Source organism: Citrobacter sp. Cpa228, from assembly GCF_030333085.1.
Taxonomy (GTDB): domain Bacteria; phylum Pseudomonadota; class Gammaproteobacteria; order Enterobacterales; family Enterobacteriaceae; genus Citrobacter; species Citrobacter pasteurii.
Genome location: NZ_JAOWGQ010000037.1, coordinates 146,887 through 160,435, shown reverse-complemented (window position 1 = coordinate 160,435; position 13,549 = coordinate 146,887). Strand labels below are relative to the sequence as shown.

The 13,549-nt window shown below is 45.9% G+C and carries 9 protein-coding genes and 1 other RNA gene; all 10 read right to left on the bottom strand.

The window, feature by feature from the left end; translation table 11 throughout:
* Positions 1–3: 3 nt before the first annotated feature.
* Positions 4–1,212, bottom strand: a complete 1,209-nt coding sequence (tdcD, locus tag OGX91_RS05520; RefSeq protein ID WP_005131695.1) for a propionate kinase — start codon at positions 1,210–1,212, stop codon at positions 4–6.
* Between the two features lie 31 nt (positions 1,213–1,243).
* Positions 1,244–2,575, bottom strand: a complete 1,332-nt coding sequence (gene tdcC / locus OGX91_RS05515; RefSeq protein WP_005131699.1) for a threonine/serine transporter TdcC — start codon at positions 2,573–2,575, stop codon at positions 1,244–1,246.
* A 22-nt stretch (positions 2,576–2,597) separates the two neighbouring features.
* Positions 2,598–3,587: a bifunctional threonine ammonia-lyase/L-serine ammonia-lyase TdcB gene (tdcB, locus tag OGX91_RS05510; RefSeq protein WP_005131704.1), complete on the bottom strand. Its 990-nt coding sequence runs from the start codon at positions 3,585–3,587 to the stop codon at positions 2,598–2,600.
* 98 nt (positions 3,588–3,685) lie between these two features.
* A complete protein-coding gene (gene tdcA / locus OGX91_RS05505) occupies positions 3,686–4,624 on the bottom strand; it encodes a transcriptional regulator TdcA (protein WP_040230533.1) in 939 nt (312 codons plus the stop codon).
* A gap of 674 nt (positions 4,625–5,298) precedes the next feature.
* On the bottom strand, positions 5,299–7,284 hold the full coding sequence (locus OGX91_RS05500) for an ATP phosphoribosyltransferase regulatory subunit (protein ID WP_286625661.1): 1,986 nt from the start codon (positions 7,282–7,284) through the stop codon (positions 5,299–5,301).
* Positions 7,285–8,553 carry a histidine--tRNA ligase gene (gene hisS / locus OGX91_RS05495; RefSeq protein ID WP_005131715.1) on the bottom strand — a complete coding sequence of 423 codons (1,269 nt, stop codon included), beginning with the start codon at positions 8,551–8,553 and terminating at the stop codon, positions 7,285–7,287.
* Positions 8,550–9,932, bottom strand: a complete 1,383-nt coding sequence (locus OGX91_RS05490; protein WP_286625660.1) for an amino acid permease — start codon at positions 9,930–9,932, stop codon at positions 8,550–8,552. Before OGX91_RS05490 ends, hisS begins: the two co-directional genes overlap by 4 nt.
* A gap of 212 nt (positions 9,933–10,144) precedes the next feature.
* The gene (locus OGX91_RS05485; RefSeq protein WP_005131724.1) at positions 10,145–11,281 is read right to left on the bottom strand and encodes a histidine decarboxylase; all 1,137 of its coding nucleotides are present in this window, start codon (positions 11,279–11,281) and stop codon (positions 10,145–10,147) included.
* Between the two features lie 40 nt (positions 11,282–11,321).
* Entirely contained in the window at positions 11,322–12,674 is a 1,353-nt protein-coding gene (gene hdcC, locus OGX91_RS05480) for a histidine-histamine antiporter (RefSeq protein ID WP_005131726.1), read from the bottom strand.
* Positions 12,675–13,152: 478 nt separating this feature from the next.
* Positions 13,153–13,529, bottom strand: an RNA gene (gene rnpB / locus OGX91_RS05475) — RNase P RNA component class A.
* Positions 13,530–13,549 lie beyond the last annotated feature (20 nt).

Sequence of the window (13,549 nt, the reverse complement as noted above, 5' to 3'; positions counted from 1 at the left end):
TAATTATGCAAATTCTACTGGTGTATTAATTTTGCCTAACGCAATGGCATCACTCGCAATCATTTTCTCTTCATTTGTGGGAATAACCGCACAAATAACACGAGCATCTTTATTTGAGATAATTCTTTCGCCATGGGAATTTGGCAGACTATTCATTTCGCTGTCTATATTCACACCTAAAACAGCAAGGTGCTCAATAACCAGACGACGAATTAATACCGAGTTCTCACCTATTCCACCAGTGAAAATAATCCCATCAAGACGATGCAGCGATGCGGCATGTCCGGCGATATGACGCGCGATACGATGCACAAACGTTTTAATTGCCAGTTGTGCGCGTTCGTGTCCCTCGTGCCAGGCTTTTTCCAGCGTACGTAAGTCGGACGACAAACCGGAAATACCCAGCAGGCCAGATTCCTTATTCACTACACGTTCAAGGTCGCTTAGCGTCTGGTTGGTTTCACTGGCGATCCACGCCATCGCACCGAAGTCCACATCACCGCTGCGAGTCCCCATCATCAGGCCTTCCAGCGGCGTCATCCCCATCGAGGTATCCACGCTCAGTCCATTACGCACCGCACAGATAGACGCCCCATTCCCGAGGTGAGCCACAACAAGGCCAGAATCATCATGCGGTAGCTCAAGCAGCTCATGCGCACGTTGAGAAACATAGCGGTGCGACGTGCCGTGGAAGCCATAACGACGAACACCCAGTTCCTCAAAATATTTCCACGGTAAACCGTACATATACGCTTCAGGCGCCATTGTCTGGTGGAAGCTGGTATCAAATACCGCGACCTGCTGCCGACCTGGGAAAAGATGCTGTGCAGATTCAATCCCACTCAGGTTCGCATAATTGTGTAACGGTGCTAAAGGAGAGACCCGGCGAATATTCTCGATAACTTCATCTGTAATAATGGCTGATTCGGTAAAGATATTTCCGCCGTGGGCAATGCGGTGGCCAATTAAGGCCACGCTGTCCATTAAATTACGTTTCTCCAGTTCAACGGCAATAGCCTTTAATGCGTCTTCGTAGCTGTGGTGAGCCAGCTTAGCTGGCTCTCCTCCATTAATTGCTATGAACGCATTTTCAGAGTTAATACCGTCTGCAATTCCCGCCAGTAAAACTTCACAGTTTGCTGCATCCAGCACTGAAAATTTAATGGAGGATGAACCACAGTTAATAACCAGTACTACCGGAAACTCATTCATTTCACTACTCCGCTCATCCTGAGCTTATGGATTAAAACAGTTTGTAGACAATGTTCAGGATGGTCAGCAGACCAATCGCGGTAACAAACACGTTATCCAGACGGCCACGGTATTTCGCCAGTGACGGCGCTTTACGGATGGCATACATCGGCAGCAGGCAGAGCAGAGAGGCAATAATCGGCGCGCCCATTGCTTCAATCAGGTCCAGGATATTCGGGTTGGCGTAAGCCACAACCCAGGTGGAGCCCATGATGAAGATCATGCTGATAGTGTTCAGTTTGCCGACGGAAACTTTCGTTTTATCGCCTTTGTAACCAAACTTCAGCACCAGACCGTTCAGACCTTCCAGCGTACCCAGATAGTGGCCGAAGAAAGATTTGAAGATAGCGACCAGGGCGATGATAGAAGCACCGTACTCCAGAACGGTCGCGAAGGTGGACTTCGTACCGGACAGTGAAGCGAAGTGGTTCGCCAGGTAAGACAGTACCGGAATGTTTTGCGCTTTCGCATCCGCCATATTTGCCGGAGACAGCGTAAACAGGCAGCTAAAGGCGAAGAACATAACTACGGCAACCATCAGCATACTGGCGCGGGAGATGATTTTGGAACATTTCTGCTCGGTGAATTCACGACCGAAATCTTTCTCATACTCTTCACGTTTAGACACTACGAAGGAAGAAACGATCGGTGAGAAGTTAAAAGAGAACACCATGATGGAAATACCCAGCCATACGGTAACCAGGATGCCGTCATGCCCGGTCAGTGCGATATTGCTGAGGTCAACCTGATCGATAACCGCTGAGTTCCAGTAAGGAATCAGTGACAGAGAGATAAGCACCAGGCTGGCGATAAATGGCCATACCAGGTAGCTCATCACTTTAACCATCAGATCCTTACCAAACCAGATGACGAATGCCATCAACAGCAGCAGGAACAGTGCCACGAAGCCACGGTTTAACGCTGGCATCTGCAGTTGGTTTTCCCAGAAGGTCATAAAGGTGTTGGTAATGGTGACGCCATAAATCCACAACAGCGGACAAATCGCAAAGAAGTAGAGGAACGTGATAACCACGCCGCCTGTTTTACCAAAGTGCTCTTCAACCGTTTCTGTGATGTTACCGGAAGGATTAGAACCGGAAAGACACAGGCGTGCCAGCGCACGGTGGCAATAGAAGGCGATGGGGTATGCTAACACCAGCATGATCAGAATGGGGATCAGTCCGCCAAAACCTGCGCGGATAGGGAAGAACAACACCCCGGCGCCGATGGCTGTACCAAATAAACCCAGTGTCCAGGTGGTGTCCGATTTGCGCCAGGACGACTGTTTTGTCTGGCTGGATACAATGCTATCAGTAGTACTCATATCCTATCCTCAACGAAGTATATTAAGCGTCAACTAAACCAGTAATTTGAGATACACGAGAAAGGTCGATATTACCGCCAGAAATAATGCTGACTGTTTTTCTGTTCTGGATATAGCTATCTAATTTCCCGCTTAATAATGCTGCGCATGCCAGCGCGCCGGCACCTTCAGTCACAACTTTATTTCGCTGAATTAATGCCACCATGCTGTTGCGAATTTCATCTTCGCTGACCAGGACAATGTCATCCACCAACTCACGAACAATTTCATACGTTAAAGTACCCGGGCGAGAGACGTCACAACCATCCGCCAGGGTGCCGGTCGTTCGGTGCGTGGTTATTTCTCCAGCGTGGAAAGATGCCGCCATGCCGTGAACGTTTTCAGACTGCACACCAATAATTCTAATTGTTGGGTTGATAGATTTAATTGCTACGGCAACACCCGCAATCAGTCCACCACCGCCAATTGGTACAATCACGTTATCGACATCGTACAGATCTTCTAAAATTTCCAGGCCAATCGTTCCCTGGCCAGCAATCACTTTTGGATCATCGTATGGCGGAATAAAGATACGGCCTTCCGTTTCCACAATCTCGCTAACCTTCGCGATGGTGTCGTTGAAGTTGTCGCCGTGCAGCACAACTTCTGCGGAATAATCGCAGGTTGCCGCCACTTTTGACTTCGGCGCGCCTTTTGGCATCACCACTTTGCCATCGATACCGAGCATAGCGCAGGAGAGAGAAACCCCTTGCGCATGGTTACCCGCAGAGCAAGCCACCACGCCCTTCATTCTTTCTGCTTCAGTTAATGAACTGAGCTTGTTAAAAGCGCCACGGATTTTAAATGAACCGGTACGCTGCATGTTTTCAAACTTGAGGAAAATTTCCCCTTTGCAACGTTCACTAAAATAGTTAGAGCGAGGCATTCCCGTTTTATAAATTTTCCCCGCCAGTCTTTTTTTCGCTTCGAGGATATCTTCAATTGCAACTGGGAGATCGTATGTAATGTGCATTAGAACCTCTTACCTGGGTATTAAAGTAAATAGATAGCCGTGACCAACGTCTGATATAGATCGATGGCGTTAATTTTGCATTAAAACAAGTTCAACCTTTAATCAATTTCAATTAATTGCTTTCGCCTACAAGAATTATATGATGAATATTCTTTGGCTAATTCAACCAAAATAGATGCTGCTTTTTTTATTCGATAATTTTTAGACCAAACGGCGGCATAACGTGCAACCGGTAAGGCTTCTTCTACCGGGATAGTAATAAACTGGTCTGAACCAAATGGAGCGGTCATATCACAGGGAATTACTGTTAAGAAATCAGCATTGAGAACAAGATTATAAATCGTGACAACGGAGTCTGTTTTAACGATGTTTTCACTGCTGATGCCATTATTTTGTAACGTGGTGAGAAGTTCGCTGTAGTAACCCATATTCGTTTGTGGCAACACCCACTGTTCGTTTTTCAACGCGCTCAGTGTGGTGATGCCGGTGCATGTTCGGGACTTACTGGCCACCAGAATAAACTCTGACTCAAAAAGCGGCTCAACATGGAGATCCTGCAGTTTCATCTCATCACTTAGCGTACCAATGGCGAAATCCAGACGCCCATCGCGTACCGCAGGTAAGAAAGAGGAGAGCTGAGCCTCATACATGGAAACCTGCGCTTTCGGGAACACCTCTTTGAATTTTTTTATCATGCCGGACATGATGGTAAAGGCGATCAGTGAAGGGAAGCCAAACGACACATCAACGATCGCGTTGCTGGTCATGCTGTTCATCTCATCAACCATGTTTTTCATTTCGCGGGTAATGGATTCAGACCATGAAAGCATCACCTGACCTGCCTGGGTCAATGTCACACCGGTATTTTTACGTACGACTAACTCAATGCCAAAATAAGCCTCAACATCGTTAATGATTTTGCTGACAGCGGGTTGAGTTAAACCTAATTCTTTTGCAGCCGAGCCGATAGAACCACTTCTAATGACTTCCTGAAAGACCACTAAATGCTGTGTTTTAGGGAGAGTAATAGTATTCATATCGACCTGCGTTAATTACTTTGTTGACGGCAGGAAGTGTACCAAATTAAGCAATCGAGGATATGTGCGACCACTCACAAATCCCCTTCACTTACATTTTGCAAGAGTATTATTAAACAATAAAATTCTTTATAATCAATAAATTATAAAAACACGATCTCACTTTAACCTGACTTTAATCAAAAAAAGATGGGGGGATAACAGAATTTTATGGCAATAACACACCTGCTTTTTCCGCTATTTCCAAAAATCGTGAAAGGCTATATTTCAATCAATTACAGAACAATTATACGGCAAAATGATGCTTAAATTTAATAAGCAACTTATCAAATTTAATTATATTTTAATTGTAACCGTGAATAAATAACGCCATGCATCACATTTTTTCGCCTTATTTGTTTGTAAAGAAACATTGCATTCATTAATATTTAAATCAAATAATACATAAAATCATCATATGCAACATTACATTAACACTGATTTTGTACGATTTACCAGCGAGTAATTTTGTGATGGCGATCGATTACGTTCATTTATTCTCGATAAAAACGTATCGCACAGCGTTTTGTGTTGGCCGTCACAAAACAGGAAATATCCACCAGTACCTGTTGCCAGATAAAGAAGGTTATCTCCTTCAATAAAGGGAAGGCCACTTCTCATTGCGAGCCACCAGGTTACATCATTAATGCCATACTTAAATGCGCTGTCACTTCATGAAGGGGGATTTGCACCCAGCAATGGTTTTCTTCATCACAAAAAGTGACCTCATTGTCGCTACCGTCTATAAGCAAAATAAAACGTGCTCCCTGGCGTTGCGCGTTCTTCTGCCGGGTCGATAAGCGTAGCGTGGAGCAGTCATTGACAATGCTTAAATGCGGGAAATTACGCCTGAGCCGGCGGCCAAGCAGTATTGCCTGATCCCGTGCCCGTTCCTGGCTGGGTATGATGACAACATCGACATGCTTAGCGTAATCGCTGTTTTTTTTCGTCACGGTGAGCAACTGCATAATCGGTTCCAGCATGAAAGCGAAGCCACATGCAGAGACAGGATGCCCAATTAGCCGACTGGCGCTGTTGTCGTAACGCCCGCCCCGACACAGTAATTTATTGTGATGCAAAGAATCCGCATACCATTCGAAAAGCTGGTCGTTATAGTCATTTACGGGGAAGAGATTTTTATCGTGGGTAAAAGGGATATTCAGTGCAGTCAATGAGTCGCAAAGATGCGTAAAACGCTGACGGGATTGTAATGACAGGCATGCTTCAAGTTGCGGCGCTTTTTCTGCCAGCCGCAGCATCAAATTATCTTTATCACTCAGTAAACGCTCAGGATGTTGCTCCAGGCAAGCTAACTGCCTGGCATTAAGCAGTGATGCCAGCGGCTGATAGTATTGCTGCAAGTGACGGCGAAATTGAGTGAACTCCTCGGCATTGCCTAATGTATTGACTTTGAGTTCGACAAACGGCAACAGTTGTAGCGATTTGAAAAAATCGTACTGTAAGGAAATAAGTTCAATCTCAATGCCAATATCTGGATAGCCAAACGCTTCCACGCCCAATTGATGAAATTGGCTGATGTTCTGTTGGTTCTGACGGCGGAACATTGCCCCCTGATACCATAATCGTGTGCCAATTTGTAAATTCTGATATTGCGATAAAAGCCGTAGACATCCCATCGTTCCATCACCACGAAATAACGCCTGATGATTAAGCATTAGCTCATCACTTTCACCGGAAAAAGACCTCGTAGCGTTTTCTTCCAGCCTTTCAAGAAGCGGCATGCGGATCTCCTTGTAGCAATACTGCTGCAATAAATACTCCGCTTTTTTTTCCAGCCACTCCCAGTCCGCGGCGGGGTTCTGGTAATGCTTACGTGGACGACCACTTTTTCGTGGCCGCAGATTCCGCTGATATTTTTCTTCCAGCGACTGAGAGTAAGGTGTCGTTGCCAGTAGGCAGTTTTGCACCAGTGATGACTCAATACGCGTAATGACTGCTGGAACAATCATACCCAGGCAAAAGCGCTGGTAGGCACCTGAACGCTGCGCCGCATTTTCTCCGAGGCGCAGATACTCTTCATGGGGAGTGATCCGCACTTCAGGGGAATCAGCAAAACTATGATGAGGTGTTTCATCCACGCAATGGCATTCAACGTATTTTTTTGTCAGTAAGAAATAGGCGTTGGGTTCGACGGGGCAGCAATTGTATCGACTATCCCAAAGCGTACCATGGCGTTGGTGACGGTGGTTGAAGTAGTGGGTGTAACCTTTGGCGATATATTGCATAAAACGCCCGAGGCATTCTTTATCAGGAGCGGACAGAAATAAAAATATTTTCTTTGATGAAAGTGAATACGCATGTAATCTTATCGCATAGATACTCATTGCAGCATCGATGCATTGATAAAAATACTGGTAATCTTCTTCACCTTTAAAAATAGTTTCATCATTATGCCCGCACAATTGCACGAGGTGAGGAATTCCATCGATAAATAATCGGTTTTTTCGTGGCATAGGAATAATGTTTGAATAATATTTAAGTTGGCTAAATAGTGTTTTTATTAGTACATAAGCCACGTCTGTTAATATATTAAGATTTCTAAAGAATCTTACAGGAGCTACCAAAAGACAACAAGATGCCCTTTTGATAGCCCAGTTCACTTATTTCTGGTTAAGCTCATCAAGTCGTAATGCAATATCTTGAATCGCTAGTAAATTTTGCTGGTTATTTTGTAAATCCCAAAGACGAATTTGTTGATCAGCATTAATGGTCAGAATAAAACGACAACCACTCTTAAGGGCATTTTGATGCTGTCGTTTAAGTTTGGTACCGCTACAATCAGTGAGGACACGTAAACCAGGCAAGTCTCGACGAAGCACGCAAGCCAGCACTTGCACCTGTACGCCCCCATCTTCCAGCTCGCTGGTAATCACAACGTCAGGATGGAATTGCCACTGAGGATTCAGGCCGTCATAAACAGTCTGCAGCAGAAGCAACAATCGTTCGATACCTATGGCAAACCCACAGGCGGGCAATTTCTTACCATTAAATAACTCAGCCAGGCCATCATAACGACCACCACCGCAGACTGTCCCCTGAGAACCTAAGTCATCGGTAATCCATTCAAAAACAGTGCGTGAATAGTAATCCAGCCCGCGCACCAAGCGTGGGTTAATGTGATAGGTTATATCGGCATTGTCCAGCAGAGTCCGCAACGTATTGAAATGCCGCTGTGAATCATCCGCCAAAAAATCCAGTAAACGAGGTGCGTTCTCTATCATTTCTTGCATTTCAGGGTTTTTACTATCGAGGATACGCAGAGGGTTTACGTCCAGACGCTTGATGCTGTCTTCGTCCAACAAGTCTCTATGTTGAGTGAACCAACTCACCAGTTCCCTGCGATGTGCCTGGCGTTCTTCCGGTGTCCCTAATGAGTTAATTTCCAGCCTGACGTTCTGTGATATGCCTAAATCTTCAAATAGATCGCGCACCATAAAGATCAGTTCAGCATCAACATCGGCACCGGACATTCCGAAGGCTTCGACGCCAAACTGCGTGAACTGGCGTAACCGCCCTTTTTGCGGACGCTCGTAACGAAACATCGGTCCCTGATACCACAAACGCTGTGACTTGTTGTAACACATGTTATTTTCCAGGACCGCACGCATACATCCGCTGGTTCCTTCCGGACGCAAGGTAATATGCTCACCGCTTTTATCGGTAAAGTCGTACATTTCTTTTGAGACGATATCAGTCGCTTCACCCACCGCACGTTCAAAGAGCGCAACGGGTTCCAGGAGCGGCAGACGCATTTCCTGGTATCCATAACGAAACGCCATTTGATGAAATTTACGCTCCAGCCACTGCCACATTGGTGTTTCGTCAGGCAGCACATCGCGCATACCTCGTATGGCCTGAATTTTGCTCATGACAACTCCTTGCTTAATAAAGAAAAATATTGTTCAGTCAAATTGTGCTGCGGGACACCCTTGTTCAGGCGATGGCGTCGGGCAACATAAAGAAGGTAAAGAGGGATGGTGATCATCTGTAAAATAATTCCCCATACCATGGTAGAGGCACTCTCTGTCATTAACGCCAGCGCAATAAAGCTCAACGCAACCAGACTGAGGCAGCAATAACTCCAGAAACTGGCATCTCCTCCCCGGCGATGAACAACCATCATGACCGGCAGTGATACTGCAGCAAATGCATAGGGGAGTAAGCTGGCAGAGATGGCCAATGTAATCACGCTCTGGAACTGGTTCTGCAGATTTGGCGACAATGTGAATAGCAGAAGTGCAGTCATCAGCGCTGCAGTAAAAACCAACCCACACCAGGGAACACCATGGCGGTTAGTACGGGCAAAAAAAGCAGGGAGTAAATTATCTTCCGCCGCAGCCCTGGGCACTTCCGTTTGCAGGATTTGCCAACCAGGCATCGCACCGAGGCAAGCGATAACAACCATGGCTGAAATAATCGCTCCAACCGTACTTCCCCACATTGCTTTTGCGCTGTCGGCAAAAGGAGAGGAGGAGTTCATCAGCACATCATGGGGGAGTAGCCCCATCATGACATTGGTTGAACTGGCATAACATAACCCAGCGAGCCCCAACCCTAACAAGGTGGCCAGCGGTATTGTGCGGCGTGGGTTTTTCACTTGGCTAAACGAGACAGATGCAGATTCAATACCCAGAAAACCCCATAATGAGATGGTTGCCGCGTTAATAATTGCCTGATGATCACTGACGCCACTAAGATTCCAGGCAGCCTGATAACGAGCAACGTCAAAATGCCCCCAGCCCATGACGCCGATGCTGAGGATCACCAGCACCATGCAGCTGCCCGTGAACATTTGCATATAGCCAACCCGTTTCGCTCCACGTAATCCCCAAAGAACAGAGCACCAAAGCAGCACAATGCATGCTGTCGTACCATAAAGTGGGTTGTGTAATACCGGGAAGAAGAAAGAGAGATATCCCACGCCGGCTAACAGCAGCGCGCAGTTGCCAATCCACGTTGACAACCAATAGAACAATGTCATTTGTAGGCCGATAAAGGGGCCAAAGCTGGCAGTAATACTGGCTATGATGCCGCCATTGCGCGGAAATAACTCACTCATTTTGCAGAAAATGAGTGCCAGGGCAGCAATCGCTAAAAACGCAAGTCCCCACCCCCAGACAGAGATTGAACCTATTCTCGCAAGCGTGGCAGGCAGCATAAACACACCGCTACCCATCATATTTGATGCTGTCATCATGGTCAGCGCAAGCAGGCCCATTTGGTTTGTTTTCGCGCAACATTTATCCATGCCAGTCCTCATTTAATAGATCATGGTGAGATGAACGGGACTTCCCCCGCGCATGTCCTGGGCCAAAGTTTGTCGTTACAACCCATCGGTAAAGCGGTAATCTCGTTGAAGGCTCTGTAAGAACAGAGCCTGATAGACGCAACCGATAATGATTGGTCTCGGCATCGGTTGCGCCGCCCCTGAGGGCAGTGATGATTATCACTGCCCTTTCTTCATGCGGCCTGCTGGTTCAGGTCAGCAATCACATCGTCAATCAGCTCATCAATCTTGCTGGAGTCAAGGTGGTGCGCAGTGGTAATCAGGTGAGCGATGTCACCGGAGGTGGCCAGACAGTGCTTCTTCCAGACGGCTTCTGACGGACAAGGGAAAACCACGGTAATTGAGTTTTTATTGCGCCAGGCATCAATACCAGCAGCCTGTAAGCGATCGACTGCGTACTGCGCCATATTCAGGCTATGTTCAATGCGGCGTTGCCAGTCGCTCCAGGAATGGCTGCGAATAGCTTCCCACATCATTAGCGGTGTATGGCCGTTACGAGAACCAGAAATGGTTTTATCGTGTGCAGAGATGTAATCAATTTCGACAGAAATCCGGTCAACGTTTTTCCTTTTCGCTACCACGATGCCGCAGGGAATAGGCGAACCAATCATTTTGTGGCCGGAAACGCCAATAGAATCAATACCATCAGCGAAGTTAAAAGGTTGCGGATCGTTGACAAATGGCAAAATCATACCGCTCAACGCAGCATCAGCGTGTAGATAATAATCGTCACGTTTGATACCCAGTTGACCAATCCGTTGTTGGATCTCAGCAATATTATCAATAGCGCCACGAACGGTTGTGCCGATATTTGCAAAAATAATCGGATGTTCTTCGTTATCGCGTTGAATTTTACGAATCAAATCATCATAGTCCATCTCACCATTCGGCTGTGATTCCACCAGACTTGATTTAATGCGCAACAACTTAACAATTTTTGCAACGGAATAATGAGTATCTTTCGAGTAATAAAGCGTACCTTCTGGAAACAGTTCACGCCCCAGATAGCAGCCAAACATATTACCTTCAGTTCCCCCATTGGTAACGTAGCCCCAACTTTCTTCAAATGGGATTTTGAAAATTCTGGCGAAATACTCCATTACTTCTTTTTCAAAATCAAACGAGTTCAGCAAATAATTACAATACTCTCCCCAATCACCACAATTATTTATGGAGAAACGCATAAACCGTTCCAGTATAGTGTAATCGAAGTCGGCTGACTCCGGATAGCCTATATTAAAATACTGATTTTTTACGCAATATGACCAAAAAGCATCGAGCTTATTCTGATCGACAATAGATAATGTCATTTTAAACTCCCGTGGATAAAACCAATACAGTTGGATACGTTTAGATACGTTTATCTAAATAAAGAATATCCTGACCTTTCTTACTACGCCCGGCAGCAACAAAAGAGAACAATGGAATGGTTACCATCATCATCAAGATGCCCCAGAATATGGAGTCGCTGCCAGAACCAAGCAAAGCAAAAATGCAGTAAATCATGCCAATAACAACCAACGTGCAGTAAAACATAAACGATCTTCCACGATTGGCTTTCTTTGAAACAAGAATAATTGGAAGCGAAATCAGGGCGTACATATATGGCAGAAGTGAAGCAAATACCGACATTAAAATTACAGCCTGGAATTGTTTCGCCAGATTCGGAGATGCCGTCAGAAGCAAGACAATACTCATTAATACACCGGTGAAAATGAGGCTTTTCATCGGGACATCTTGCTTGTTGGTTTCTTCAAAGAATTTCGGGAAAAGTCCTTGTTGAGCACCTGCGCGCGGGCCTTCTGACTGAAGTATCAGCCAACCTGAAATTGAGCCAAAGCAGGCAATGATGCTCAGTGCGGAAGCAATGTTCCCTGCCGTATTACCGAACATATAGCGTGCGGCATCAGCAAAAGGTGCGGCTGAATCTACCAGAACATTATGTGGTACCAACCCCATAATAACGGTGCAGCTACCAACATAGCATACGGAAGCGATTAATAACCCCATAACGGTAGCCCGAGGAACCGTGCGTTCAGGATCTTCGACCTGACCGGTAGAAACGACTGCAGATTCAATACCAAGGAAGCCCCATAGCGCAATCGACGCAGCAGAAATAATTGCCGAGGAATCACTATGACCCGTTCCATTATAAACTTCAGTATAGAGCGACGGGTTAAACCAGAACCACCCAATAAATCCTACACCTAATATTACGATTAACCCGCAAGTTGCGGTAAAGGATTGTGCCCGCCCCGCAACTTTGGCACCAAAACTAGCAAGGAAAACAAATGCCCACAGAATAATAATTGCGGCAATACAACCGTAAGTTGGATTTTTAAGCTCTGGGAAAAAGAAACTGAGATAGCCGACACCTGCGACCAATAATGCAACGTTACCTACCCATGCGCTGATCCAATAGCACATTGTTGTCTGAAACCCAATGAATGGGCCAAAGGCATCACTGGCATAAGCAACGATACCGCCGGTACGAGGTGTAATTAAACTGGTTTTAGCAAAAACTAATGCCAGTGCAATAACGCCGATGATGGTAAATACCCATCCCCATATTGAGATGGAGCCTATGCCTGCGAGATTAGTTGGCAACATAAATACGCCAGACCCCATCATATTTGATGCGGTCACTAACGTTAGGGCAATGACTCCCATTTTATGAGCAGAGCCTGAGCTTACTGTTCCCATAATGGTTTCCTATTAATTTAAAATTTTGCAATAAGTGGAAATTCGTACTGAATTCGTGGGTCATTGTTATGAATAGAAATGTCCATTATTGTGACAACAATCAAAAATAATAATGAATCAATTTTTTTTGAGCTGTTTTTTCGCTCACTTTTTAACCATTTTATTAGTAATTGACTCTGTCCCCTTTTATTCGACCTGAATAAATAAAAGGCGACACTAAAATAATCAGGGAAAAATCACGACGACCATTTATTAATAATGTAATTTTTTGTTGATGGCTTTGTTTTAATGTTAATAATTATGAGTAATTTAAAGATATCCTGTTTATTACGCCAAAAACGGGCATTTCTGATATGGATAAAGTAGAAGGGTGTGATTCAAAAGAGGGAACATAATTTATGTTACAACGGACAGAACGATGACTTCCTGTGAGCTACGCCTCACAAAGCAAAACCCCGCCGAAGCGGGGTTCTATAAAGAGTGAAGCTGACCGATAAGCCGGGTTCTGTCGTAGACAGTCATTCATCTAGGCCAGCAATCGCTCACTGGCTCAAGCAGCCTACCCGGGTTCAGTACGGGCCGTACCTTGTGAACCCCTATTTGGCCTTGCTCCGGGTGGAGTTTACCGTGCCACGGACTGTTACCAGCCGCGCGGTGCGCTCTTACCGCACCCTTTCACCCTTACCTGATCCCACTTGCGTGGGCCATCGGCGGTTTGCTCTCTGTTGCACTGGTCGTGGGTTTCCCCCCCAGGCGTTACCTGGCACCCTGCCCTATGGAGCCCGGACTTTCCTCCCCTCCGCCCGTCTCCCCCGAAGAGGACGACGACGAAGCGGCGACTGTCTGGTCAGCTTCGGCGCGCAGTATAGAGGGTT

What these genes read in the sequence shown, in the direction of transcription:
- hdcC (WP_005131726.1), bottom strand. Translation starts at nt 12,674, where the DNA reads ATGGGAACAGTAAGCTCAGGCTCTGCTCATAAAATGGGAGTCATTGCC.
- tdcD (WP_005131695.1), bottom strand. Translation starts at nt 1,212, where the DNA reads ATGAATGAGTTTCCGGTAGTACTGGTTATTAACTGTGGTTCATCCTCC.
- hisS (WP_005131715.1), bottom strand. Translation starts at nt 8,553, where the DNA reads ATGAGCAAAATTCAGGCCATACGAGGTATGCGCGATGTGCTGCCTGAC.
- tdcC (WP_005131699.1), bottom strand. Translation starts at nt 2,575, where the DNA reads ATGAGTACTACTGATAGCATTGTATCCAGCCAGACAAAACAGTCGTCC.
- tdcA (WP_040230533.1), bottom strand. Translation starts at nt 4,624, where the DNA reads ATGAATACTATTACTCTCCCTAAAACACAGCATTTAGTGGTCTTTCAG.
- OGX91_RS05490 (WP_286625660.1), bottom strand. Translation starts at nt 9,932, where the DNA reads ATGGATAAATGTTGCGCGAAAACAAACCAAATGGGCCTGCTTGCGCTG.
- tdcB (WP_005131704.1), bottom strand. Translation starts at nt 3,587, where the DNA reads ATGCACATTACATACGATCTCCCAGTTGCAATTGAAGATATCCTCGAA.
- OGX91_RS05485 (WP_005131724.1), bottom strand. Translation starts at nt 11,281, where the DNA reads ATGACATTATCTATTGTCGATCAGAATAAGCTCGATGCTTTTTGGTCA.